We start from the raw sequence: 25,850 nt of genomic DNA, 5'->3' as shown, positions 1-25,850 counted from the left end.
CAGAGGGGGCGTCGCACGTGGATAACCGGAAATTGCAGGGAAACCGCCAGCGCTTCAACGCCATTGTCGAGACGACGCGTGACGCCATCCTGATTCTTGATAGCAGAGGAAAAGTGCTTTACTGCAACCCCAGCGCGGGCGAACTGTTCAACAGGCCAGCAGCGGCCTTGCTGGGCGCTGAGCTGGGCGTGCCGATCCTCGAGGAAGGGCTGGCAACCGAAATCCAGATTGTACGTTCGACCAAGGAGCCTGGTCATGCGCAGGTGCGAGTCCAGAAGACACGCTGGGGCAGGCGGGATGCCTACCTGGTTGTCCTTACCGATGTTTCCGAGCGGGTGTTGGCCGAGGCCAAAATGCGACTGGCGGCCAGCGTTTTTGCGCACGCCCGCGAGGGGATCGTCATCACGGATGCCAGCGGCACCATTGTCCAGCTCAATGATGCCTTCGTCGGCTTGTCGGGCTACAGCCGCGAAGAGGCATTGGGTCAGGACCCGCGCGTCTTCAGCTCGGGGCGCCAAGCAGCCGAGTACTACCGTGCCATGTGGCATGAACTCAAGACCTTGGGGTATTGGTCGGGTGAAGTCTGGGGTCGCCACAAGAATGGTGAAGAGTATGCCGTTTTGTTGACCATCAGTGCCGTGCGTGATGCTGACATCAAGACGCAGAACTACGTCGGTTTGTTCCACGACGTCACCGCGCTCAAGAAACATGAGCAGCAAGTCGCGCAACTCGAGTACGCGGCGCATTACGATGCTTTGACCAAGCTACCCAACCGGGTGGTGTTGACCGACCGTATCCAGCAGGCCATCGCGCAAAGTCTGCGCCGCAATCGCATGCTGGCGGTGGTCTTCGTTGACCTGGACGGTTTCAAGGCGGCCAATGATGCGCACGGCCACGAAGTCGGAGACCAGCTGCTGGTAGCCGTCTCGCAGCGGCTCAAGAGTGTCGTGCGCGAGGGCGATACGCTGGCACGGCTCGGCGGTGACGAGTTCGTCGCGGTGCTGATTGACCTGGAGCACGCCAGGGAATGCGAATCGGTGCTGGCGCGGATGTTGCGCGTCGTCGCCGATCCGATCCATATCGGCGATGCCGTTCTTTCCGTGTCCGCCAGTATTGGCGCGACGCTGTATCCAGGCGACCCGGCCAATGCCGAGACGCTCTTGCGCCATGCCGATCAGGCGATGTACCAGGCCAAGCGGGACGGCAAGAATTGCTACCGTCTGTTTAACCCAACGCCAAAAGAGCTTGTCCAATGACCGCTGACGCCCACCCACCGCAAGTCTCCTTGCATGAGGAAGAGACCATCCTCGGCCTGTTTTCGGCGATTCCGGATGGCCTTCTGGTGCTCGACCTGTCGGGCTGTGTTCTCTACGCCAACGATACGGCTCAGCATATGTTCGGCGGTCGTAGCCTCATTGGCGAGAACCTTGGCCTGCCGCTCACGCTCGGCAGTCGACACGTCGAAATCGAGTATATCGATGGCGCGGGCCACATCGGCATGGCCGAGATGCGCTCCTCGCGATTTGAGTGGCTGGGGCAAGCGGCAATTGCCGTCAGCCTGCGCGACACGACCGTACGGCGCGCGCTGCTGGACGAAATGGCGCTGGACAGGCAGGTATTCGAAAGCATCCAGGAAGGCATCGTCGTTACCCGGCCCGACGGCGTCATCGTTCGTGTCAATCATGCGTTCGAGGTGATTACCGGCTACAGCGCCGCCGACGTGCTCGGCATGACGCCGCGCCTGCTCAAGTCTGACCAGCAAGACGCGGCTTTCTATGACGAGATGTGGCAGTCGATTGTCGAAAGGGGTTCCTGGCGCGGAGAAGTGGTCAATCGACATCGCGATGGCTCACTCTACCCGGCCTTGCTCGCGATTTCGAAAATTCACGATGCCGATGGCGCGCTCACCCATCTGGTCGGCGCTTACACCGATCTGACGAAGCACAAAAAGCACCAGGAGGAACTCGCGGCGGCGCACACGCAATTGCTGCATGCGGAGAAGATGGCGGCAATTGGCCAACTGGCCGCCGGCGTTGCCCACGAAGTGAATAATCCGCTCGGTTTCGTGCTCTCCAACCTGGAGATGTTGGGCGAGTACACGATGAAGCTGCTAAGGCTGGTCGACGCCTACGAAGAAGACAGCTCGCGCAGCAGCGAGGGCGCCGCCCGGATCGAAGAGATCAAGGGGGAAATCGCTTACGCCGCGCTGCGCAAGGATGTCATGGCGCTGCTTGGCGAGTCGCGCGAGGGCCTCGAACGTGTTCGCCGTATCGTGCTCGACCTGCGGGATTTCTCGCGCCCCGGCGACAGCAATTGGCAGTGGTGCGACCTGCATCAGGGGCTGGAGAGCACGCTGAATATCGTCTGGAACGAAATCAAATACAAGTCGAAAGTCGACAAGCGCTACGGTAAGCTGCCAGAAATCTACTGCATTCCGCCGCAGATCAATCAGGTGCTGATGAACCTGCTGGTCAATGCGGCACAGGCGATCGAAGGGTATGGCCGGATCACGATCAGTACCGCTTGCGATGCCGAGACCGTCTGGATCGAGATCCACAACACCGGCCAAGGAATCGCGCCAGAGGATCTGCCGCACGTGTTTGAACCTTTTTTCACCACCAAGCCGGTGGGTCAGGGTACGGGCCTCGGCCTGTCGCTCTCATTTGGCATCGTTCAGCGTCACCACGGACGCATTGAAGTGCGTTCGGACGTTGCCGAAGGCTGCTGTTTCCGCGTCACGCTGCCGATCAATTGCGCGGCTGTCGATCCCCTGCCCGCCGCGACCTGATCATGATTCGCGCCGGAGATATCCGCTAGAGCTTCGCCGCAAAGCGTGTCCTCGGACCGCTCGCCCGCCCAGGCGCCACTGCGATCCGCTGGCCGGCCGGCGTCGCCAGCAGTGCTCGTGACCAGCACAGCTACCCTGGCCATGCGCCGCCCAATTTCCTATCCTTCAGTGAGCGTCAAGCGGCCGGCAGGCCAGCGCCGCACGCCAGCCAGCAGCGCTACCCAGCGCATCGACGGGCTCTCGCAGCAATCACCAGGAGGAAGCCCATGAAACTCGACCAGCAACTGACGATCGGCCTGGCCTTGTCCGGCGGCGGCTTCCGGGCGGCGCTGTTCGGCCTGGGCAGTCTCTGGCGGCTCAACGACGCCGGGCTGCTGCGCCGCCTGACGCGCATTAGCAGCGTTTCCGGCGGCTCGATTCTGGCCGGCATCGTCGCCCACCGCTGGCGTCAGCTCAGCTTTGTCGACGACCACGCCGACAACTTCGACGCGGTCGTCGCGCAACCCGTGCGCACCTTCTGCAGCCAGACCGTCGACCTTGGCAGCGCGCTGCTCGGCCACCTGACGCCCTTTGTCACTTCGGCTGAATTCCTCGCCAGGCGCTACGCCAGGGATCTCTTCGGCGACACGCGCCTACGGCAGATCGCAACTCCCGCCAACGACCGCGCGCCACGCTTCACCTTGCACGCGACCAACATGCAGACCGGGCGTAACTTCCGCTTTTGCCAGAACTACATCGCCGACTACCTGCTCGGCGTCTCGCACACCAGCGAGGTGCTGCTGGCCGATGCCGTCGCCGCGTCCAGCGCTTTTCCGCCGATCTTTTCGCCGCTACTGCTGAAAACCAAAGCAGGCAGCTGGGCCGATGCGCGACGCGACCTGCCCAATCTCGACAGCTTGCGCCGGCGAATCGTCCTCGCCGATGGCAGCATCCATGACAACATGGGTGTCGAAGCGCTGCTCGACACGGTGGACATCGTTCTGGTCAGCGACGGCGGGGCACCCTTCGAAATCGACGAATCGCCTTTCGAGGACGACCTCCTGCAGCTCGTCCGCGTCCGCGACATCCTGATCGACCAGGCGCGGGCGCTGCGCAAACGCTCGCTGCTTGACGATTTCGCAGATGGTCGACGGCGCGGCGCCTACTGGGGAATCGGCACGACCATCGGCGATTACGACGACTACCACGCGCTGGCCAACGACAGCGCGGCCACCGCCTGCCTCCAGCACCTGCCGACGCGACTCCGGGAATTGACCGCCAAAGAGCAGGGGCAGCTGATCAACTGGGGCTACGCGCTCGCCGACAGCGCCCTGCGCGAGCGCGCGCAACTGCCGATCGACGCACCGCGCGGCTGGCCCGTCGGTGCCTGGCCACTGGCCTGAAGCGATGGCGTCGTGGCTGGCGCCGGCAGGTCAGCAGCAAGCGGCCTGAGCGGCGCCAATCGATCCGAGCTCGGCCGCGCAGGCGCCTCTGCCAGCAGAGCGCGCGCCGCCCGGCCGGCGCGCAGAAAGCCACAGCCGCCGCAGGGCTGGCGTAGTATCCTGTCGCGAGCAGGCTCGCGAAACATCGGAGGCAAAGCGATGGAAAAAAATCAGGCAAGAGTCGATCAGCCCCCCGGGCCGGCGCCGGCGAGCGCGCCCGACGCGCCGGCAGAGCGCAGCGGGCGCGGCCGCTTCGCCATTGTCGGCATCGGCGGGTCGGCCGGCGGGCTCGAGGCCTACCAGGAGTTTTTCCGGCAACTACCGGCCGACAGCGGCCTGGCTTTCGTTCTCGTTCCGCACCTCGATCCCGACCACGCCAGCCTGCTCGCCGAGATCCTGCAGCGCACAACGGCCATGCCGGTGCTCGAGGCCAAGGATCAGGTGACGGTGACTCCGAACACGGTTTACATCATTCCGCCCAACCACGACATGGCCATCGAGCAGGGGCGACTGTGCCTCTCCCCTCCCGCCCTGCCACGTGGTCGGCGGATGCCGATCGACGCTTTCCTGCGTACGCTGGCCGACGACCAGGGCGACAAGGCGATTGGCATCGTACTCTCCGGAAGCGGCAGCGATGGCACGCTCGGGCTACGCGCCATCCACGGCGCAGGCGGCATCACCCTGGTCCAGGAGCCGACGTCGGCAAAATTCGCCGGCATGCCGACCAGTGCCATCGCCTCGGGTTATGCCACGCACGTGCTACCGGTTGGCGGCATGGCAACAATCCTGCTGGCCACTGCACAGCAGCTCGTCGAGAGCCCCGAATCCCCCGAATCCCCCGAGGCCGCAATCGACGCCGTGCTGCAGCTGCTGCACGCCGCCACCGGTCACGATTTCTCGAACTACAAGAAGGGCACCGTCGGCCGGCGTATCGCGCGACGGATAATGCAGCGGCAACTGCACGACATCGACGACTACCGCACTTTTCTCGGGGAGAATCCCGATGAGGCACAGGCGCTGTTCAAGGACCTGTTGATCAACGTCACCGCCTTCTTTCGCGACCCGGACGCCTTCGACGTTCTGCAACGCGAGATCCTGCCGGCGCTGCTCGCCGGCAAGGCTGCCGACTACGCGCTGCGGATCTGGGTTGCCGGCTGCGCCTCCGGTGAGGAGGCATACTCGATTGCCATCGTGGTGCACGAGTTCTTCGAAGAGACGCAGCGGGCGTTCAAGGTCCAGATCTACGGCACCGACCTTGACGAGGAAGCGATCGCCATCGCCCGCGCCGGCTTCTATCCGCCGAACATCGCCGCCGATCTGACGCCGCAACGGCTGCAACGATTCTTTCTTGCCGAAGACGCCGGCTACCGGGTCAAGAAAGAGATTCGCGACATGCTGGTGTTCGCCGTTCAAAACGTCATCAGCGATCCGCCGTTCACCCGGCTCGACCTGATCAGCTGCCGTAACCTCATGATCTACCTCGAAGCGGCCGCGCAAGACCGCCTGATTCCCATCCTGCACCACGCCTTGCGACCGCAGGGCGTACTGTTCCTGTCGCCGGCCGAGGGGCTCGACAGGCATGACCAACTGTTCGCGCCGCTCAACCGCAGGTGGCGCTTCTACCGGGCGATCGGCAACAGTGCCACCAGCCGCGCCTGGATGATCGCCAGCCTGGCCCCAGGCTTCGGCCGCCCCGACAAGCCCCGCGCAGCGCTGATCCGCAAGGGCGAGCAGAACGATCTCGGCGACCTTGCGCGGCAAGCGCTGCTGCAGTCGTTCGCGCCGCCATCGGTGGTCACCGACGGCAGCGGCAACATCATCTTCGTGCACGGCGACACCGGCCGCTTCCTGCGCCCGGCGCCGGGACAGGCGACGCTCAACGTCGTCGACATGGCGCTCGCTGATCTGCGCCCCGAACTGCGCGCCGCTCTAAGCGGCGCCGCCTGTGGTGTCCCGCCGAGTCCGCGGCGGCTGGCGCTGCTGATCGACGGTGAGCTGCAGGCGCTCAGCCTGAGCGTGCGCCCGCTGGCCACGCCGGACGGCAGTGAACAGCTGCTGCTGGTGAGTTTTCACGATCTCGCGTCAACCAGCGAAGCGCCCAGGCAGGCGCTCGGCCGGGAGTCGCCCGAGACGCGCCGCGTCGAAGAACTCGAACGCGACCTGGCGCACACCTGGGAGAACCTGCAGGCAACGATCGAGGAACAGCAGATCACCAACGAGGATCTGAAGTCGACCAACGAAGAACTACAGTCGACCAATGAAGAATTGCAATCGGCGATCGAGGAGCTGGAAACGTCCAAGGAGGAGCTGCAGTCGATCAATGAAGAGCTGGTAACGGTGAACAGCGAGCTGCAGGCCAACCTCGAACACCTGGGAAAAGCGCAGAGCGACGTCAGGAACCTGCTCGACAACGTCAGCGGCGGCATCATCTTCCTCGATCGACAGCTGCGGGTCCGCCGCTTCACGCACGAGGCGACCGAGCTCTATCCGCTGGTCGCCAGCGACATTGGCCGGCCGCTGGCCGATATCAAGGCCAACATCGTCGGTCGCGACCTGCTTTCCGACGTCCGCTCGATGCTCGCTACGCAGCAGCCCGGCGAACGCGAGCTGCAGAGCATCGCCGGCAAGTGCTACCAGGCGCGGCTGAAGCCTTATCGCGCGCTCGATGACGACCTCGAAGGCGTGGTCATTACCTTCACCGACGTCAGCGAGCGCGTCGCCGCCGAAGCACGCGCGCGCAGCGCGCAGCAGTTTTCCGAAAGCATCGTCGATACGCTACGCGAACCCTTGCTGGTCCTCGACGGCGACTTGCAGGTGGTCGCCGCCAGTCGTTCGTTCTACCGCCGCTTCGCGGTCGACAGCCAGCAAACGATCGGCGGGCGGCTGTACGACCTGGGCGACGGGCAGTGGGACCTGCCGGCCTTGCGCGAGCTGCTGGGAACGATCCTCGAGAGCGATCAGGTGATCGAAGATTTTGCCGTCGACGCCGACCTGCCCGGCGTCGGCCCCCTGCACATGCAGCTCAACGCGCGGCGCATCATCGGCGAACGGCCATTGATCCTGCTGGCCATCGAAATCGCCCGGCGCGGCTGAGCGCCTGAACCGGGCGGTCGTCGGCGAAGCCGCCCTTAGGTGCTGACCGCCGTCCGCGACAAGGGCAGCCAGACCCGGAAGCAGCTCCCCACGCCAGGCTCGCTGCGCACCTCGATGCGGCCGCCGTGGCCACTGACGATTCCCCATGCCGACGACAGCCCGAGCCTGGTGCCGGCACCGATCGCTCGCGTGCTGTAGAAGGGGTCGAAAATGCGCGCCAGGTTCGCCGCCGCAATGCCCTGCCCGTTATCCTCGATTTCGATCCAGCCTTGATCGCCGACGACACCGCTGCGCAGGAAAATCTGCCCCGGTCTGGAACCGTCCAGCGACTGGATGGCGTTGACCAGCAGGTTCATGAACGCCTGGTTGAGCTGACTCGGGCAGCAGTAGAGCGCCGGCAGAGCGCCGTACTCGCGAACCACCACCACCTTCTGCAGGGCATGACTGGCGACGTTGAGCGTACTTTCCAGGCAGGCGTGCAGGTCGGTGACCTGCCATTCGGACTCGTTGATACGCGAAAAATCCTTGAGGTCGCTGACGATGCGCGCGACGCGCGCGATACCGGCGGCCGACTCGGCGACCAGTTCGGGCGCATCGGCGCGGACGAAGTCAAGATCGCAACGCGCGCGCAAGGCCTCGATGCCGGCCAGCAGCGCGGCGTCGCTGGCGAGCAGCGCTTCGCCAGCCGCATAGGCATCGACGACGCTCAGTAGATCATCAACATAGCTGCCGAGCGTCGTCAGGTTGGCGCGCACGAAACCGATCGGGTTGTTGATCTCGTGCGCAACGCCGGCCGCCAGCTGGCCGACCGAAGCGAGCTGCGCGGACTGCACCAAATGCGCCTGCGCGGCCGCCAGCTCTTGCAGCAGGCGCCGCTGCTCGGCCTTTTCCGCGGCCAGCTGGCGATTCGCCCGAGCCAGCACGCGCTGCTGCTCGGCGAGCTCGTCGTTGAGTCCCAGCACCGTCGCCAGCAGGCGCTGATTCTCGCCGACGTCGTGCTCGGCGAGCAGCGCCAGATGATCGCCATGGCGAAAGACCCTGGCCAGCAGCGAGTGCGGCTCGCCGAGCTCGTCAAGAAAAGTGAGCAATCCCTGGTGCAAGATATCGCCGGGTGCTGCGCGCTCGAAGCTGGCGACCAATTCGGCGAAATTCGGATTGCTGAAGTACGGCGCGACGTCGTCCACGACTTCGCCTGACGAACGCTGCAGCAGCACGTGCAAGCCATCGTTGGCCGAGATCAAACGTCCCGAAACGCTGATTTCGGCAAACGCCACCGATCGCAGCGCCTGTAGCAAGCCCTGCTGCATGTGCCGGCTAGTCGCTCGGCAGCGCGCTGGCCGCTGCCGCCGCGCTCAATGCGTCGGCGCCGAGCAGCTCGGCACCAAAACTCTGCGCGAGGAGTGGGAACTGGTTGAAGACCAGGCCGCCGACGACCAGGCGCGGGCCAGTGCCGGCAAGCCTCGTGCGTAGCGCGGCAATTGCTTCGCGCAGGCCGCGCAACTGTTGCGGTAGCGACGCCGACAGCCCGACCAGATCGGGTTGCAGCTCCCTGATCTGGTCGATCAAGGCCGGCAGCGGCACGTTGGCACCAAGGAAATGCACCGTCCAGCCCGAGACCTCGAAGGCGTCGGCGACCATCCGCAGGCCGACGCTGTGGTGATTGCCGGTCGGGCACGCGAAGAGCGCCTTGCGACCATTGTCGGCAGCCGGTGCGAAGCGTGCGAAACCTTGTGCCATCACGCTCTGCGCCATCGCCGTCGCGAGGTGCTCCTGGGCCACGGAAACGCGGTTCTGCTGCCAGCCGCGGCCGACTTCGTAGAGCGCCGGCTGGATGACGTGGATTTCAGCAGCCGGCAGCGAGCGCTGGCGGTCGAGGGCGGTGTTGAACAAGGCCGACGCTTGGCGCCGCTGGCCGGCGAGAACGGCCTTGCTGAAGGGCTCGGCTTCTTCCCAGGGATCGGGACAAGGGCGATCGTAGGACGGAGCCAGCAGGCCACCTGCCAGCGCCGCGCGACCGGCGCTCAGCGCCGCGACGACCGGCGCCGCGGCGCCAGCCAATCGCCCGCCGAAGAACTCGGCCAGGTCGTCGAGCGAGCGCGGCAGCGAATCGCCGGCAATGCCGCGCGACGACAGGACCTGCGCCAGCCAGCCGAGATAAGCCGTGAACGGCGACAGATCGCCACTCTCCAGCACCGGCCGCAGGAAGTCGAGGTGAAAAGCGATGTCCTCGGCACACGCTTCGCGCGCCCGCGGACCGCGCCGGGCGAACAACTCTGGCCAGGCGGCCACGCTCGCCGCCGTGGCATGGGCAATCGCTTCGTCGCGCAGGGCGAGGAAACGTTCGATGGTTTCGCCATCGCTGAGGTAACAACTGCTGGTAGTCATTGCGCACTCCTGCTTCGGTGGCCACTGTGGCCGATCATTCGGCGATCCGCTCGAGGCGACGGATCTCGGTGCGACCGGGCAGCAGCTTCAAACCCTTGGGCATACCGCCATGCGAATCATGATAGGCATGGCTGTGATGCCAGGCGTCGAAAGCACCTTCGTCGAGCCACCAGGTCATCAGCCAGAACTCTTCGGGATGACCTTGCGGGCGCAGCACTTCCATGCGCACGAAGCCGGCCACCTCATCGACCAGGTGCGGACGCGCGACAAAGGCGGCGCGCACGGCGTCCTCCATCGCGTTGGCAACGGCAAAACGGCTCAGGGCGACAAACATCGTCTTTTCCTCCTCCTCATACGCGGCGAATGTCCGATCAGCCTCGATCCTGGCCAAAGCGTTCCTTCCAGGCCCGGAAGGCCTCGCGGATCTCGCTCTTGAGGACTTCGTCGTCCCAGGGCTTGCTGAGGTACCTGTGGATCGAGCCCTTGTTGATCGCGTCGGTAACGGCGGTAATTTCGGAATAACCCGAGAGCACCAGGCGAACCGTTCGCGGGTACATCTTCTTGACTCTTTCCAGCAGTTCGGTACCGCTCATCTGCGGCATGCGCTGGTCGGAGACAATCACCTCGACCGACTCGCGGGCGAGGACGACGAAGGCCGCGGCACCGCTATCGGCGACCAGCACCCGGTAGCCTTCGCGGCGCAGTAGCCGCCGCAAGGCCGACAAAATACTCGGCTCGTCGTCGACCAGCAGTACCGTCGGCTGGCTAGCGGCGCTGCCGGCGCCGAAAGTGAGACATTTGCCCGAGCGCCGCAAGGCGGCGACCTCGTCGGCCGGCAGCGGTCGTGAGAACCAGTAGCCCTGCATCTCGTCGCAATCGTTGCGCCGCAGGTAGAGCATCTGCTCCTCGGTCTCGACACCCTCGGCGAGGACGATCTTGCCGAGTTTGTGCGACATGGCAATCGTCGCCTGCGCGATGGCGGCGTTGGTCGGATTGCTGGTGACGTCGCGGATAAACGACTGATCGATCTTGACGACGTCGATCGGCAAGCGCGAGAGGTAAGCGAGCGACGAATAACCGGTGCCGAAATCGTCGAGCGACAGCCGCACGCCCATTTCCTTGAGTCGCTCGCAGGTCCGCGTGGCGATCGCCACGTCGTGCATCATGGTCCCCTCGGTGATCTCGACCTCGAGCGTTCGCGGGTCGATGCGATAGCGGGTCAGAGCGTCGCCGACGGTCGCATACAGCTTCGGAAAGCGGAAATGACGCGCCGACAGATTGACCGCAACCTTGATCGGCGGCAAGCCGGTGTCGAGCCACTCGCGCATCTGCCGGCAGGCCTCGCCGAACACCCACTCGCTGATCGAAATGATCAGCCCGCTTTCCTCGGCCCAGGGTATGAAGCGCCCGGGCGCTATCAGCCCCTTGTCGGGATGCTGCCAGCGCAGCAGCGCCTCGAGACCGGTCGGCACGCCGGTCTGCAGGCTCAGCTGCGGCTGATAGTGCAGCCGCAGCTGCTGGCGGTCGACGGCGTGGCGCAGGTCGCCGAGCAACTCGCGGCGATCAGCGTCGTCGCTGATCGCCGCCTGGTCGAAGCGGACGGCGGTGTCGCCGCCATCGCGCTTGCCGGCTCGCGTCGCGCTGGTGGCGCGCGCCAGGAGTTCGCCGGCGTCGAGCCCGTCACCCGGAAAACAGGCGATGCCGAGCGACGTCGTCAGCTCGATGGTCTGCGCGCCGACGACAAACGGCGCGCGCAGGGCGGCGAGCAGACGCTCCGAGACGTCTTCGCAGTGCTCGGTCAGCTTAAAGCCCGGCGCCGACAGCACCAGCGCGAAGTCGTCGTTGCCCAGGCGGGCGACGACGTCCGCGTCGCGCACGGTGGCGTCAAGCCGGCGCCCGATGTCGACCAGAACGCGGTCGGCATCCTCGTGCGCGAGCAGCCGGTTGACGCTCGAAAAATCATCGATATTCAGATGGACGACGGCGACGCCCGTCTTGGCGGCGGTCGCCTGCTGGGTCAGTCGCGTCAGGTCGGCGAGGAAACCGCTACGGTTGCGCAGCCCGGTCAGCATGTCGGTGGTGCTCAGCGCCTGCAGGCGCTTCTCGACCTCGCGCTGCCGCGATGCGTCTTCGCCGATGGCGAAGTAGAAGCAAAGCCTTCCCGCCTGGTCGAAGATCGGTGAAATGGTCTTCTTCTCGGTATAGAGCTCGCCATCCTTGCGACGGTTGACGAACTCGCCGCTCCAGACCAGGCCGGCGCTGAGCGCGCTCCACAGCTCGCGATAGGTGTCGTCGGCAGTCAGCCCCGAGCGAAACATCTGTGGTTGGCGACCGAGCACCTCGTCGACGGCGTAGCCGGACATCGCCAGCGCCGCCGGATTGGCGAAGAGGATCGCCAGCTCGGCGTCGGTAATCACGATCGCCAGCGGACTGTTCTCGGCGATGTCGCGAAACAGCAGCGCTGATGCCAGGCTCTGGTGCACGCGCGTGACGTCGGTGCCGATCAGAAAAATCGGCGCCAGGAGAGAATCGCTGCTGGCGCGGTACTCGATCAACCATGAAAACCACAGTTGCCGGCCGTCGCTGGTGGTCAGCGGCGCTTCGACCTGGCGACTGCCGCTGTGTGCGCTGCAGTCGCGAAGCTCGGCCAGGAGCTCGGGGCCAAGCTTTGCATCGGCGCCAAAGAGCTCGACCAGGGGGCGGCGGAAAACCTGTCCGAGGCGGCTGAAACCAAGCAGGCGCAAGCCAAAGGAATTGACGTACCAGACCCTGAGTTCACGATCGACGCGGATAACGAGCAGGCCGAGGGTGTCGTAGATCGATTCCTGCGGCGTCGGAGTGCTCAAGACGTCGCCTCCCCGCCGGGCTGCGGGCCGGCTATCGGCAGACTGACGCGAAAGCAGCTACCCTGCCCCGGTTGGCTGTCGACGCTGATCGTCCCCTGGTGGCGTTGAACGATTTCCCAGGCGATCGCCAGGCCCAGACCGGTCCCCTGACCGATCGGCTTGGTGGTGTAGAAGTGCTCGAAAATCCTCGCCTGGACGGCCGCCGACATGCCGCTGCCGCTGTCCTCGACTTCGACCCACGCGTAGTCACCTTGATGACCGCTGCGCAGGGTGATCGTGCCGCGGCTCGCGATCGCCTGGCCGGCGTTCACCAGCAGGTTCATGAACACCTGGTTGAGCTGCGCCGGCAGGCAGCGCACCGCCGGCAGCTCAGCGAGTTCGCGCAGCACCTTGGCCTTGTACTTCAGTTCGTTCCAGACCACGTTCAAAGTGCTCTCCAGGCCGTGGTTGAGGTCGGCGTCCTGCCACTCGGCGGCGTCGACGTGCGAAAAATCCTTGAGGTCGGCGACGATCTTGCGCACCCTCGCCAGTCCGTCGGCCGACTCGCCGATCAGCTCGGGGATGTCCTGGCGCAGGAACTCGACGTCGGCGGCTTGCCATGCCGCTTCGACAGCCAGCCGCGCCGGATGATCGGCTGGCAGCGCCGCCAGCGCCGGCGCGGCGGCGTCGACCAGATCCTGCAAGCGCGCGACGTAGAGTTTGAGCGAACCGAGGTTGGAACTGACGAAACCGATCGGGTTGTTGATCTCGTGCGCAACGCCGGCCGCGAGCTGGCCAACGGCGGCCATTTTCTCGGACTGCAGCAAGCGGCCCTGGCTGCGTTCGACGGCTTGCAGCGCGTCACGCAGTTCGTCATGCTCGCGCAGCAGTTCGGCGTTCGTGCCGGCCAGTTCGCGGGTGCGATCGGCGACCTGCCGCTCGAGGTTGGCGTTGACTTCGGCCAGCGTCGCCTGCGTCGCGCGCAGTCGTTCGTTGCTGCCGAGCAGCGCCTTGTTGCGCCGTGAGACGACCGCGAAGAGCTCGACCAGCGCGTCGACGAGCACCGCCCGCGCCGAATCCTCCTTGGCCTCGTGCGCCAGCCGCGCCGCCTCGGCGGCGCTGTGACCGGCGCCGATCAGCTGCAGTTGCCGCGCCATCAGCTGGTCTTCGACGAGAATGTGGAAGGTCAGCCAGCTGGCCAGGAAGCGCAGCAGATCGTGGCCGCTGCACAGACCTTCGGCGTCGAGCTGGCGCTGCATCAGCTTCACCTCGTCGACGAAACCGTGATGACTGCGCAGGTGATGCGCCAGCTCGTCGGGATCGAGACCGCCGTGGCGCATGATCTGCTCCTCGTCGCGGAAATGCGTCAGCGCGTATTCCCAGAGACGATCGAGGACGCTTCTGGCGGTGTCCGCGCCCAGCGCATCGCCGCCGCCGAGCAGCGGTGCGACCTCGTTGATCAGCTCGACCAGCCCCCGATGCTGGCTATCGACTACCGCGATGCCGGTCACGAAGTGCCGGCTCCAGTCCATGAATGCCATCTTCGTTCTTTCGTCGGGTTGAACCGGAAAACGCGTGTCGTCGACGACGACGGCGGATGCTCATTCTGGGGCCGCGACAGCGGCCGGAACGATACGCTTGCTCATGCTACGCTCATCGCGACGCTGGCGGCGCCATCGATCGGCAAGCTGATGCGAAAAGTCGACCCTCGGCCAGGCGCCGAGGCGACGTCGATACGGCCGTGATGCCTGGCGACGATCCCGAAGGCGATCGACAGGCCGAGTCCGGTCCCCTGGCCAATCGGCTTGGTGGTGAAGAAGGGCTCGAACAGCCGCTTCTGGACCTCGTCCGACATGCCGCGCCCGCTATCCTCGACTGCCACCCAGACGGCGCTGACGACGCCGGCGGCGTCGGCCTCGCTGCCCGTCCGGATGACTATTGTTCCGTGCGTCTCGATCGCCTGCGCGGCGTTGACCAGCAGGTTCATGAACACCTGGTTGAGCTGCGCGGGCAGGCAATTGACCGGCGGCAGCCCGGCATAGTGACGTTCGACGTCGGCCTTGTACTTGAGCTCGTTCCAGACGATGTTGATCGTGCTGTCGAGACCCTGCTCGAGGTCTGCCCACTGCCACTCGACCTCGCCGACACGCGAGAAATCCTTGAGATCGATGACGATCTGGCGCACACGTTCGAGCCCTTCCTTGCTTTCAGCGATCAACTTCGGCAGGTCTTCGACGATAAAGCGATGATCGCACTCGAGCTTGAGCCGGCGCAGTTCGTCGACCGCGCCATCGTCGCTCACGGTCGACAAGCGCGCCACCCGGTCAGCAGCGGCGTCGATCGCCAGCAGGTCGTCGACGTAGTCGGCGAGCGTCCCAAGGTTGGAGTAGACGAAACCGATCGGGTTGTTGAGTTCGTGCGCGACGCCGGCCGCGAGCTGGCCGATCGCCGACATTTTCTCCGATTGCAGCAACTGCAGGTGTGCCTGCTCGAGCTGATCCTTGAGTTCGGTGACTTCGGCGAGGCGAAGCGACAGGGCGGCCTCGGCGCGCCCGCGGCGGACGACGTTCCAGACGTCGTTGGCTATCAGTTGCACGGTGGTGACGTCGAAGTCGTCATAGACGCCAGCCTTGTTGCCGACCCCGACGATCATCCGCACCGCGCCGTCATCGAGCACCGGCACCGAGATCAGCCGCAGCAGTGGCGAGTGCCCGTCGGGCAGACCGCGCCTGGCGGGATGCGCGGCGTAATCGTTGAACATCACGGCGCGTTTTTCGCGGCAGCAGTCGGCCCAGATTCCCGCCTGGCTGATCGGGTAGTGCGTGTCGAAGCTCGCGCTGCAGCGCTGCAGCGCGCCCGCGCTCCAGGTCGACAGGGCGATGGTCTCCTCGTCGTCGATGAAATGCAGAAAGCCGACACCGCTGACGGTCAGCTTTTCGGCAACTTCGAGCGCGTAAGCGAGGAACTCCTTCTCGGGCAGCGTACCGCCGCGCTCGTTGATTTCGAGCAGCGCCGCTGTCCGCTGCTCGAGCTTGTAACGCGCCGTGACGTCGATCGTGATGCCGCCAAGCAGGGGCAGATCGTCATTCTGCTTGATCACGAAGCGAATCGACTGATACCTGTTGCCCCCGTAACTTCGCTCGGCGATCTCGCCCTTGCCGGAAGCGAGCACCTGGCGATCGCGAGCGCTGATCGCTTCGCCGCGTTCACCGGGAAAGATCTCGGCGTTGGTCTTGCCGATCACGTCTTCGGGGTCAAGGTGCAGCAGTTCGTGGCAACGGCGATTGACGTGCACCATGCGCAGCGACTGATCCTTGATGTACGCCAGCCCGGGCAGGTGATCGAGAAAACTCCTGAGCAGTTCGCGCGTGCGGCCGAGCTCGCGTTCGGCGCTCTTGCGCGCGTCGATGTCTTCGATGATCGAGACGAAGTGATTGGCCGTGCCGTCGTCGTTGAAAATCAGCGAGACGCTGAGGTTGATCCAGATGCAGCGGCGATCCTTGCGGATGTAGCGCTTCTCCAGCGTGTAGCTGTCGATTTCCCGGCGCAGCACCCGCCCGAGCTGCGCCAGATCGATCGCCAGGTCGTCCGGATGCGTGATGTCCTGGAAACGCAGCGTCAGCAGCTCGGCGCGCGGGTAGGCGACGATCTCGCACAGGCGATCGTTGACCCGCAGCCAGCGGCCGTCGGGAGCGACGAAAGCGATGCCGGCAGCCGCCTGATCGACCGCCGCGCTCAGGTCGGCTTCGCTTTCACGAAGCTTTTCCTCGTCGCGCTTTTGCTCGCTGATATCAAGAAGCACGCCAATCAGCGTTGCTTTCGGTGATTTCGCCGCTGTCATTGATTCGGCCGAGGCGCGCAGATGCGCCGAGCTTCTCACCCAGCGCATGCGGCCATCGAGTGGCCGGATGATCCGGTAGTCGATACCCGGCAGATCGCGTCCGCTTGCCAGCACCTGCTTGAAGGCAGCATCGAGCGCATCGCGGTCATCGGCGTGCACCAGCGCCAGCCAGCCAGCCCAGGTATGCGGGTAAGCGGCGTCGATGCCAGCGATCTCATACAAGGCCTCGCTGACGAAAAACCGTTGGCGGTCTATTTCGAAGGAGTAGAGGCCAAGGCCGCCGATGCGCTCCGCCTGCCGGATCCATTCGTCGCGTTCGCGCAGAATGGCCGTCGCCGCCGCGTGTTGGCGCCAGTTGCGACTCAACAGCAGCCCGAGCAAGCTGCTCAGCAGCGCGAACAGCGCGACGCCGGCAGCGGCCAGCCAGGCCTCGTGCCGCCAATCGGCCAGTTGGCCTGAACGCGGCTCGGCAAGGACGGTGTAGAAGCCATAAGAATCGCTGCGCACGTAGCTCAGCAGATAGGCGACGTCGGCAAGCGTCACGACCAGCGAAGCGTGCTTGGCTCCGCCGGCAATCGACTGGCGCAGCGCCTCGCCCAGTGGCAGTTTCGCCGACGCGCCGAGAGCCGCCGGCGGCGCCGTCGAGGCGACCCAGTTGAGCTGCGAATCGAGCAGGCCGACGTAAGCCTGCGGGCCTACCGGCACCTCGCCGAGCAGGCCACTCAGGTAGTCGACGGGTATCGACGCCACGACGACGCCGTCGAAGCGCGTCGCGCGATCGGCCAGCCGCCGCGCCAGCACGACGACCATCTTGCCCGACGTTCGCCCGAGCAGCGGCGCGGTGATCTCCAACCCGGCCTGCGGATCGTCGCGCAAGCGGACGAAGTAGTCGCGGTCGGCGACGTTGGCGCGGTCCTTTTCAGCGTCTCCGGGTGAATAAATGACTTCGCCGGCGGCGTCGGCGATGCGCATGAAATTGAGCGCCGGGTGCCGCCCGGCGACGCGAGCGAGCCAGTCTTCGTGGCTGACGCGACCGAGGGCGAGCTGCCCGGCGTGTTCCTCGGCGACCGCGCGCAGGCTGACGTCGATGCGCCGGTACTGATTGTCGACGTCCTTGCTGATCAGGCGCAGCACGCTCAAGGCGCGATCCTGGGCTTTCTCTTCCTTGTCGCGGCGCGAGCCGTCAAGAAAAAACAGCACGCCACCGGCAACCACGAGGTTCACGCAGAGAATTCCGGCGGCCAGATAGCGGCTGAAGTGCGCGGCCGGCGCGGGCCGCGCCGTTCCGGCAACCATCGGCTGTTGATCTGGCGACGTCGGCGAGCGTGGCTCGGACATGACTCTGCGGCTTCTCCGGGTCGGGGTGAATGCACTTTTTGCTTCGTGGCGAGAGAGAATAAGCCCAGCGCAGGCAAAAGACCATCAAACCATTGCCGATCAGGGGATATCATGCCTTGCCGCGGCTGCATGGCCAGGCAGCGTCTGACGACAAGCAGAGCGGAGTGTGCTCTGATAAAGTGCCGAGCAGCGCGGCGAATACCACAAGAGTATCGGGAAAGGGCAAGCGTGAGCAGTCTGAAAGGCGGGTCTAGGCATCGCAGAACAAGACCGGGCGACTGGCGATGGTCGGCCGCGCTACCGGCAAACGCTTTCTACGGGTGCTCCGTGGCATGAGCATACCGATCCTCCGAACACTGAGCATCCGCCAGGGCCTGCTGTTGTTCACCTGCATCGGCGGCGTGACGCTGGCCAGCGTCGTCGGCCTCGGCATGTGGGGAAGCTGGCGCGGTCAGGAGAGCTTGCGGCAGGTCCTGGAAGAGGAAATCGCACCGACGCAGAACCTGATTCTGATCGACAAGCAAGTCACGCGCCTGCGCGCACAGCTCTACGGCGTCCTCAACGACGACCGCAGTGCCGCGGGCGCGCGCCTCGACGCCGGCGCTGCCGGCCGAGCCATTCCGCTGGCCTGGGCAGACTATCGCGCGACAGCACAAGGAACCGCCAGCAGCGACGAGCAGGATCTGGGCGAAACCATAGACCGCGCAATTCCCGACTTGCCGCCTTTTTTTCGCGCACCTCGACGCCATCCTTGCCGCTGGCGATCTGCCGGCGATCGCCGGCTTCCTGAAGGACGACTGGTGGGCCGTGCAGTTGCAGGTGGCGACGCCGGTCGCGCAGCTGATTGAGCTGCAGGAAGGGCACGTGGCCAAGACCTACGCCGCTGCGCAAAGCGTCTACCGCAATATCCTGTTAGGCAGCGGCCTGCTGTTCATCGTCGGCCTGGCGATCCTGCTGTTTTTCTCGCACCACCTCTTCCGCTACGTGATGTACAAGCTGGAGGTTATCGAACAGGCGCTCAAGCGGATCGGCAACGGCGACTTCGAAACGCGCGTCCAGGGCAGTCATCGCGGCGAGTTCGGGCGCATCATCGTGGCGCTTGGCGAGACCGCCGATTTGTTGCACAACGATCGCCAGGTGATCGCTCTGCTGCAGCAGCGCCAAGCGTCGATCCTCGAATCGATGGTCGAGGGGCTCTACGGAACCGACGCCGAAGGCCGGATGAACTACGTCAATTCGGCCGCCGAGCGCCTGCTTGGCTGGAGCGCGGCCGAGATGCTCGGCAAGCGACCGCACGCGATGTTTCACCATACGCGCGCCGACGGCAGTCCGTATCCGGCTGCCGAATGCCCACTCTCCGGCGCCCGACTTCGCCAGGAACCGAGCGCCGCCAGCGACGAGGTCTTCTGGCGCCAGGACGGCAGCAGCTTTCCGGTCGACTTCGCCGGGTCGCCGATCGCCGCCGGCGAGCGCACGCTTGGCGCCGTCGTCGTCTTTCGCGACATCAGCGAGCAACGGACGGCAGAGCGCGCGCGCCAGAAGTTGCTGGCCGAGTTGCACCAGCGCAATCAGCAACTGACGGCGACCGATGAGCAGTTGCGTCGCAAGGAAGAGGAACTGCGCAGCGTCCTCGAAAACCTGCGCGACGGCGTGATCACGATCGACGAGCAGGGTTTGATCCGCTCGTTCAACCCGGCGATCTGCACGATCTTCGAGCAGCCGGCCACCGCCCTGCACGATCAGAACCTGGCGATGTTGATACCCGCCGAACTGCGCCAGGCACATCAGCACGGCCTGGCACATCATCTCGCCACCGGTGAGGGGCCCGTGCTCGGCAAGACGGTCGAACTCGAGGGGCTGCGCCGCGACGGATCGCGCTTCCCGATCGATCTCTCGATCAATGCCTATGCGGTGCGCGGCGAGCGTTTCTACAGTGGCATCATTCGCGACAGCACGACCCGCAAGGCTGCCGAAACGGCCTTGCGCGACGCGCTCAAACAGGCGCAGGGCTACCTCGACGTGGCGCGAGCGGTAATCGTCGTCATCGATTGCGACCTCTCGGTGCGGATGATCAACCGGGCCGGCTGTGAGCTGCTCGGCCGCAGCGAAACCGAAATCGTCGGCAACGACTGGGTTGATCGCTATATCCCGGCGCCGCAACGTGAGTCCTTGCGCCGCAGTTTCTTGAGCTGGATGGCCGGTGCGCCTTGCGGCGTCATCGCTGCCGAGAACCAGAACGAGATCCTGACCACTGCCGGCCAGGTCCGCCGTCTGGCGTGGAGCAACGCCCTGCTGCGTGATGCCGCAGGTACGGTGACCGGCACGCTGAGTTCCGGCGTCGATGTGACCGACCAATACGCCGCCGAACGGCAAATGCACGCCCACGTCAAGCGCCTGACCGAGCTCAACGGCAAGCTCGAGGAAGCGCAGAACCAGCTGCTGCAGTCCGAGAAGATGGCTTCGGTCGGCCAACTCGCGGCCGGCGTCGCGCACGAAATCAACAACCCGGTCGGCTTCGTCAATTCCAACCTCGGCAGCCTCAGGGGCGAGGTCGGTGGTCTGCTGCGGGTAATCGACGCCTACCGCGAGGCCGACGCCATCCTCGCCGAACATCCGGCGGTGCTGGCGGCAATCAACGAAGCCCGGCAAGCCGCCGACCTCGACTATGTGCGCGACGACGTCGGCACGCTGATCGACGAATCGCTGGCCGGCCTGCAGCGCGTCCGCAAGATCGTCCAGGACCTCAAGGACTTCTCGCGCATCGACGCCGCCGAGTGGCAGTTCGCCGACCTCGAGGCCGGGCTCGATAGCACGCTGAACATTGTCTGGAACGAGATCAAATACAAGGCCGAGCTCCGCAAGGAATACGCCGGCGTTCCGGAAGTCGAATGCATCGCGGCGCAGATCAACCAGATCCTGCTGAACCTGCTGGTCAACGCGGCGCACGCCATCGAGCAGCGGGGAACGATCAGCCTGCGCACCGGCTGCACCGGCGACGATGTTTGGGTCGAGGTCGAGGATAGCGGCAAGGGAATCGCGCCCGAGCACCTGCCACGCATCTTCGAACCCTTCTTCACGACCAAGCCGGTCGGCCAGGGGACCGGCCTCGGGCTGTCGCTGTCCTACGGCATCGCCAAGCGCCACGGTGGGCGCATCGAGGCCAGCAGCGAGCTCGGCGTCGGCTCCCGATTCCGCTTGCTGCTGCCGGCAAAACGGCCGCCAGCCGCGGCGGTTGCGGCCGCTGCGGCGGACTCTGCAGCGGCTACTTGGTAGTGCCACCGGCTCCACTGGCGGCGCCATCGGACAGAGCATGCCAGGCACCACGAGCAGCGCCAGCGAAGTGATCGAAGTCGCCGACGGCACGCCGATCAGGATGTGGACCGAAGGCGTCCCGGTCGAGCCCGCGGCGCGCCAGCAGCTGCTCAACACCGCCCGCCTGCCCTTCATCTTCCACCACCTGGCGGTGATGCCCGACGTCCATCTCGGCAAGGGTTCGACGATCGGCAGCGTCATTCCGACGCGCGCGGCGATCATCCCGGCGGCAGTCGGTGTCGACATCGGTTGCGGCATGATCGCCACGCGCAGCACGCTGACCGCCGCCGACCTGCCCGACCAGTTGTATGACCTGCGCTCGGCGATCGAAGGCGCCGTGCCGCATGGCCGCAACGTCGGCCGCGGCCAGCGCGACCAGGGCAGCTGGCAGAAACCGCCGGCCGCCGTCGACGCGCTGTGGGCGAGCCTGCTGCCCGGCTTCAAGCGCATCGCCGACAAATACCCGCGGCTGCGCGACTGCAATCATCACCAGCACCTGGCGACGCTGGGCACCGGCAACCACTTCATCGAGGTCTGCCTGGACGAGGCACAGCGCGTCTGGTTCATGCTCCACTCGGGTTCGCGCGGCGTCGGCAACGCCATCGGCCGTTGCTTCATCGCGCTGGCGCAGGCCGACATGCGTCAGCATCTGGCGAATCTGCCCGACCGCGACCTGGCCTACCTCAAGGAAGGCAGCGTCCACTTCGACGATTACCTCGAGGCCGTCAGCTGGGCGCAGGACTACGCGCGCGGCAACCGCCAGCTGATGATGGCGCACGTCGTCGGCGCCGCGCGGCAGGTGATCGGCAAGCGCTTCACGATCGACGCCGCCGCCGTGAACTGCCACCACAACTACGTCCAGAAGGAAACGCACTTCGGCAGCGAAGTCTTCGTCACCCGCAAGGGCGCGCTCTCGGCACGCCGCGGCGAGCTGGGAATCATCCCCGGCTCGATGGGCAGCCGTAGCTACATCGTCAGCGGCCTCGGCAACGCCGAATCATTCTGCTCGTGCAGCCACGGCGCTGGCCGCGTCATGAGCCGCAACGAAGCGCGCCGGCGGTTCACGCTCGCCGACCAGCAACGCGCCACCGCGCACGTCGAGTGCCGCAAGGACGCCGAAGTCATCGACGAGATCCCGCTGGCCTACAAGGACATCGACGCGGTGATGCACGCCCAGCGCACGCTGGTCGAGGTCGTACATAGGCTGCGGCAGGTGCTTTGCGTCAAGGGCTGAAGCAAGGCCGCAGCGGCAAAGCAATGCTCCGCTTCAGAGTGGCGGCCGCTTCTCGGGGCGAGCGCTACCCGGCCATAGTCGCTTGTCGGCATCGAGAAAGATCAGCCCGCAGTCGCGCAGCTTGCTGAGGTCACGGCTGCGCGTCTTGTCGTTGAGCTTCAGGTAGAGGCTGGCGTACCACGGCACTTGACGGAGCGCCAGTAGATCGATCGGCGCCTGCGCCAGCAGCTGCGAAACGATGGTGTATTGGCGTGCGTTGATGCTCTTGCTGTCGAGCAACTCGCGGCAGCGGGTCTGGAACAGCAGCCGGCTGACCAGACCGTCGACGCGGTCATGGAGGCGATTGATCGTGGTCAGCATGCCTTCCTGGTGAAAGACGACGAATGCGGTGTGCGGCTGTGGTCGATGCTTTTCTGCCGCCTTGCGGCAAGCGTTGAAAAGAGAAAAATAGACGTCGATCTGTTCAAGGTAGTAGCGTGCCAGCGCGAACGGCGCGTACTGGTAACCCGCCGCCAGCAGCAAAGCCGCCTCGAGCACCCGCCCGACACGGCCGTTGCCGTCCCAGAACGGGTGGATCAGCTCATAGTAATAATGGACCAGCGGGGCGCGGATCAATGGATGTACGTCGCCGGCAACGAGCTCCGAGTGCCAGCCGATCAGCCCGTCGAGCAAGCGTACGATGTCGCCCTCGTACTGGGGTGGCTTGTAACGGCCACCGTGACTGCTGTCGCCGACGTGCGTAAGGCGTTCCTTGGGATTGTTGCGAATCACCCCGGGTCGGTTGTCCGCGTGCGGCAACTGGTGGGTAATCAGGGCGTGGATTTGCTTGATGAAGTCGACTGACAGCCGCCATGATGGGTCTGTTGCCGCCTGCGCGGCGCGGTCGTAGGCGGCCTTGATGTTGAGCACTCGACGCTGCTCGACCTGCTGAATCTGGGCCGGGTCGAGTTCCATCGCGGCGACGGTCTCTTCTTCGCTCAAGGTGCCGCCTTCGATGGTGTTGGTACCGAAAACGCTGCCCGCAATGACCTCACGCTCCAGTCGCTTGGCGACGTGCGCGAGTGGCGTTGCCTTGAAGCGTTGGTGCGCATCCTCTACGCGCTGCATCGGCAGCACCAGTGCCGCCGCGTCGACGCCAATCTGGAAGCAAAACGGACGACAACGATCGGTTTCGATGCGGCGAGAAATTTCAGGCAGAGTTGGCGGCAACATGTCCGACCGGATGTCCAATCACAAAGAAGTCCTTAATATATTTAAATTAGTCACTTGAAGAAAGCCGACAGGCCCCTGGATGATCTGGAATGTCCAATGCAGACGTAATCATACGCGACGAACGCAGCGACTCTGGCCGGGATCGGCCAGCATCAGGCGTGTTCGATCGGCGGCGCGACCTTGAAGACTTCCGCCAGGGTGGTGACGCCGGCGGCGACTTTCATCGCTCCCGAGATGCGCAAGGGTTTCATGCCTTCGCGAAAAGCCATCTCGCGGATCTTGGCGATGTCCTTGTTTTCGCTGATCGCCAGCTTGACGTCGGCTGACAGCAGCAGAATCTCGTACAGGCCGACGCGCCCGAGGTAGCCGGTCATCCGGCAGTCGAGGCAGCCGACCGGCCGGTAGAAGCGCGCCGGCCGGTTGGCTTTCCACGGTGCGACCAGCTGCTCCCACATGGTGTCCTCGATGGCATTGGCCTTGTGCTCCTGCTTGCAATGCGGACAGAGGATGCGCACCAGCCGTTGCGCCATGACGCCGAGCACCGTCGCGCTGAGCAGGTACGAGGGAACGCCGAGGTCGAGCATGCGGGTGACCGCCGCCGAAGCGTCGTTGGTGTGCAGCGTCGACAGCACCAGGTGGCCGGTGAGCGCCGCCTGGATCGCCACATCGGCGGTTTCCAGGTCGCGAATCTCGCCGATCATGATGATGTCCGGGTCCTGCCGCATGAGCGCGCGGACGCCCTGCGCGAAGCCGAGGTCGATGACGTTCTGCACCTGCATCTGGTTGAACGCGCCTTCGACCATTTCGATCGGGTCTTCGATGGTGCACACATTGACCGCCGGCGTCGCCAGTTGCTTGAGCGTCGAGTACAGCGTCGTCGTCTTGCCCGATCCGGTCGGGCCGGTGACCAGGATGATGCCGTTCGGCCTTTCCGACATCGTCTTCCAGCGCTGCTGATCGTCTTCAGTGAAGCCGAGGTCGGCGAAACTGCGGACCAGCACCTCGGGGTCGAAAATACGCATCACCAGTTTTTCGCCGAAGGCGGTCGGCAAGGTCGACAGCCGCAGTTCGGCTTCCTGACCGTCGGCGGTGCGCGTCTTGATCCGCCCGTCCTGCGGCCGGCGCTTCTCGACGACGTCCATGCGCCCGAGAATCTTGACGCGGTTGACCATCGCCGCCATGACGCTCATCGGAATCTGATAGACCTGATGCAGGACGCCGTCGATCCGGAAGCGGACGATGCCGACTTCGCGCCGGGGTTCGATGTGGATGTCGCTGGCGCGCTGTTCAAAGGCGTACTGCCACAGCCAGTCGACGATATTGACGATGTGCTGGTCGTTGGCGTCGAACTGGCGATTGGTCCGGCCGAGCTCGACGAGTTGCTCGAACGACGACAGGTTGCCCCCCTGGCCGCCGAGTTGCGAAGCCTTTTTTACCGAGCGCGCCAGATTGTAGAACTCGACCAGGTAGCGCGCGACGTCTACCGGATTGGCGAGGACCCGGCGAATGTCCTTCTTGACGATCGGCCGGATCTCTTTTTCCCAGTCGCGCAGGAAGGGCTGCGTCGTCGCCACCAGCACTTCACGCGTCGTCACCTTGATCGGCAGAATGCCGAAGCGCGTCGCGTAGGCACTCGACATGACTTCGGTGACGGCCGTGAAATCGACCTTCAGCGGGTCGATATGGTGGTAGTCGAGGCCAATCCGGCGCGCCAGCCAGGCGCCGAGTTCTTCGAGAGTCAGCGCCCTGGGCGGCTCCTGGTGCGACTTCCATTTCTGGTCGGCGAGGATCACCAGCGGATGCGCGACCAGGCGATTGAGGCGGCTCTCCTTGAGCAGCAGGTCGGCCTCGGCCTGGCCGACCAGCTGGTCTTCGACCAGCCAGCCGAGGAGTTCGGCGAGCGTCAGACGATGTTCGTGGATGGTATTGGCCGCTGCTTCGGACATCGGTGCGCTTCCTGGACGTTGAGCGGCCACTATACCGGACAAGGCCGGCGCCGCTCAACGCCGCCACCGCAGCGCTAGGCCGCGGCGGCTGGCGGCGCGTCGGCCAGCGTCCCGATAAGCCGGTCCTTGACCTCGTTGAAGTTGCGCATCGATGCCAGATGCAGATACAGCAATTCGAGCTCGTCGCTCTTCGCCAGCTGCTGCAAGGTCTCGCCGGAGAGCGCGCGCAGCTTGTCGCGGCCGACGACCAGGAAGCCGGCGAGCGTCAGCTGCTCACCCTTGGGCGTCGTCACCTTGGCCGGCATCGGTTCGAGCACGCCAAACTCCTTGAGGCGGCGGCAAAAAACGCGGGTGCGCTCGAATTGCGCCTGATAATCCTTGAGAAATTCGAGCACCTTGTCGACGAAGGGCGTCGGCTTGCCGTCGGCGCTGCTCGCGAAAACGAAGGGATAGCG

At 65.1% G+C, this 25,850-nt stretch carries 16 protein-coding genes; 7 read left to right on the top strand and 9 right to left on the bottom strand.

The features are described 5' to 3' along the window. The first annotated feature begins 17 nt into the window (after positions 1-17). From QZ656_RS00090 to QZ656_RS00075, 4 genes are all read left to right on the top strand, one after another. Complete coding sequence (locus tag QZ656_RS00090; protein WP_291991500.1) at positions 18-1,256, top strand: diguanylate cyclase; 1,239 nt, start codon at positions 18-20, stop codon at positions 1,254-1,256. Beyond that, entirely contained in the window at positions 1,253-2,788 is a 1,536-nt protein-coding gene (locus QZ656_RS00085; protein ID WP_291991499.1) for a PAS domain S-box protein, read from the top strand. The genes QZ656_RS00090 and QZ656_RS00085 overlap by 4 nt, the downstream gene beginning before the upstream one ends. Before the next feature lie 266 nt (positions 2,789-3,054). Continuing rightward, positions 3,055-4,170 (top strand): patatin-like phospholipase family protein, encoded by a 1,116-nt coding sequence (locus QZ656_RS00080; protein WP_291991498.1) that lies wholly within the window; start codon positions 3,055-3,057, stop codon positions 4,168-4,170. A 198-nt stretch (positions 4,171-4,368) separates the two neighbouring features. Next, positions 4,369-7,302, top strand: coding sequence for a chemotaxis protein CheB (locus QZ656_RS00075; RefSeq protein ID WP_291991497.1), 2,934 nt, complete (start codon positions 4,369-4,371; stop codon positions 7,300-7,302). 35 nt (positions 7,303-7,337) lie between these two features. On the opposite strand, the gene QZ656_RS00070 is transcribed toward QZ656_RS00075, so the two are convergent. The 6 genes from QZ656_RS00070 to QZ656_RS00040 all read right to left on the bottom strand — a co-directional run bounded on the left by QZ656_RS00070 (position 7,338) and on the right by QZ656_RS00040 (position 17,691). Continuing rightward, positions 7,338-8,576: an ATP-binding protein gene (locus tag QZ656_RS00070; RefSeq protein ID WP_291991496.1), complete on the bottom strand. Its 1,239-nt coding sequence runs from the start codon at positions 8,574-8,576 to the stop codon at positions 7,338-7,340. 40 nt (positions 8,577-8,616) lie between these two features. Then, positions 8,617-9,687, bottom strand: coding sequence for a cobalamin B12-binding domain-containing protein (locus QZ656_RS00065; RefSeq protein ID WP_291991495.1), 1,071 nt, complete (start codon positions 9,685-9,687; stop codon positions 8,617-8,619). Between the two features lie 34 nt (positions 9,688-9,721). Next, on the bottom strand, positions 9,722-10,021 hold the full coding sequence (locus tag QZ656_RS00060) for an antibiotic biosynthesis monooxygenase (RefSeq protein ID WP_291991494.1): 300 nt from the start codon (positions 10,019-10,021) through the stop codon (positions 9,722-9,724). Between the two features lie 37 nt (positions 10,022-10,058). After that, on the bottom strand, positions 10,059-12,533 hold the full coding sequence (locus QZ656_RS00055) for an EAL domain-containing protein (protein WP_291991493.1): 2,475 nt from the start codon (positions 12,531-12,533) through the stop codon (positions 10,059-10,061). Beyond that, the gene (locus tag QZ656_RS00050) at positions 12,530-14,053 is read right to left on the bottom strand and encodes a bacteriohemerythrin (RefSeq protein ID WP_291991492.1); all 1,524 of its coding nucleotides are present in this window, start codon (positions 14,051-14,053) and stop codon (positions 12,530-12,532) included. Before QZ656_RS00050 ends, QZ656_RS00055 begins: the two co-directional genes overlap by 4 nt. Positions 14,054-14,154: 101 nt before the next feature. Continuing rightward, positions 14,155-17,691 (bottom strand): PAS domain S-box protein, encoded by a 3,537-nt coding sequence (locus QZ656_RS00040; RefSeq protein WP_366522052.1) that lies wholly within the window; start codon positions 17,689-17,691, stop codon positions 14,155-14,157. 332 nt (positions 17,692-18,023) lie between these two features. On the opposite strand from QZ656_RS00040, the gene QZ656_RS00035 reads away from it, so the two are divergent. Genes QZ656_RS00035 through QZ656_RS00020 form a run of 3 tightly spaced genes read left to right on the top strand, consistent with a single transcriptional unit; the run spans position 18,024 to position 22,237 of the window. Further along, entirely contained in the window at positions 18,024-18,539 is a 516-nt protein-coding gene (locus QZ656_RS00035; protein WP_291991491.1) for a Tar ligand binding domain-containing protein, read from the top strand. Next, on the top strand, positions 18,511-20,964 hold the full coding sequence (locus QZ656_RS23985; protein WP_366522050.1) for a PAS domain S-box protein: 2,454 nt from the start codon (positions 18,511-18,513) through the stop codon (positions 20,962-20,964). Before QZ656_RS00035 ends, QZ656_RS23985 begins: the two co-directional genes overlap by 29 nt. A 37-nt stretch (positions 20,965-21,001) precedes the next feature. After that, a complete protein-coding gene (locus QZ656_RS00020; protein WP_291991490.1) occupies positions 21,002-22,237 on the top strand; it encodes an RtcB family protein in 1,236 nt (411 codons plus the stop codon). Positions 22,238-22,270: 33 nt separating this feature from the next. Here the strand turns inward: QZ656_RS00020 and QZ656_RS00015 are convergent, their stop codons facing one another. From QZ656_RS00015 to QZ656_RS00005, 3 genes are all read right to left on the bottom strand, one after another. Further along, positions 22,271-23,449: a Fic family protein gene (locus QZ656_RS00015; protein ID WP_291991489.1), complete on the bottom strand. Its 1,179-nt coding sequence runs from the start codon at positions 23,447-23,449 to the stop codon at positions 22,271-22,273. Positions 23,450-23,601: 152 nt separating this feature from the next. Beyond that, complete coding sequence (locus tag QZ656_RS00010) at positions 23,602-25,395, bottom strand: GspE/PulE family protein (protein WP_291991488.1); 1,794 nt, start codon at positions 25,393-25,395, stop codon at positions 23,602-23,604. 74 nt (positions 25,396-25,469) lie between these two features. After that, positions 25,470-25,850, bottom strand: a 381-nt coding sequence (locus QZ656_RS00005; protein WP_291991487.1) for a SapC family protein, incomplete at its 5' end; no start/stop codon positions are given.

Source organism: Candidatus Accumulibacter sp. ACC003, assembly GCF_907163085.1.
Lineage (GTDB): Bacteria > Pseudomonadota > Gammaproteobacteria > Burkholderiales > Rhodocyclaceae > Accumulibacter.
This window is presented reverse-complemented; position numbering and strand designations above follow the sequence as displayed.

Excerpts from the sequence above, each read along its gene's own strand:
- QZ656_RS00080 (WP_291991498.1), top strand. The coding sequence starts at position 3,055 with ATGAAACTCGACCAGCAACTGACGATCGGCCTGGCCTTGTCCGGCGGC.
- QZ656_RS00075 (WP_291991497.1), top strand. The coding sequence starts at position 4,369 with ATGGAAAAAAATCAGGCAAGAGTCGATCAGCCCCCCGGGCCGGCGCCG.
- QZ656_RS00050 (WP_291991492.1), bottom strand. The coding sequence starts at position 14,053 with ATGGCATTCATGGACTGGAGCCGGCACTTCGTGACCGGCATCGCGGTA.
- QZ656_RS00015 (WP_291991489.1), bottom strand. The coding sequence starts at position 23,449 with ATGTTGCCGCCAACTCTGCCTGAAATTTCTCGCCGCATCGAAACCGAT.
- QZ656_RS00085 (WP_291991499.1), top strand. The coding sequence starts at position 1,253 with ATGACCGCTGACGCCCACCCACCGCAAGTCTCCTTGCATGAGGAAGAG.
- QZ656_RS00010 (WP_291991488.1), bottom strand. The coding sequence starts at position 25,395 with ATGTCCGAAGCAGCGGCCAATACCATCCACGAACATCGTCTGACGCTC.
- QZ656_RS00035 (WP_291991491.1), top strand. The coding sequence starts at position 18,024 with ATGAGCATACCGATCCTCCGAACACTGAGCATCCGCCAGGGCCTGCTG.
- QZ656_RS00020 (WP_291991490.1), top strand. The coding sequence starts at position 21,002 with ATGCCAGGCACCACGAGCAGCGCCAGCGAAGTGATCGAAGTCGCCGAC.
- QZ656_RS00040 (WP_366522052.1), bottom strand. The coding sequence starts at position 17,691 with ATGTCCGAGCCACGCTCGCCGACGTCGCCAGATCAACAGCCGATGGTT.
- QZ656_RS00065 (WP_291991495.1), bottom strand. The coding sequence starts at position 9,687 with ATGACTACCAGCAGTTGTTACCTCAGCGATGGCGAAACCATCGAACGT.
- QZ656_RS00060 (WP_291991494.1), bottom strand. The coding sequence starts at position 10,021 with ATGTTTGTCGCCCTGAGCCGTTTTGCCGTTGCCAACGCGATGGAGGAC.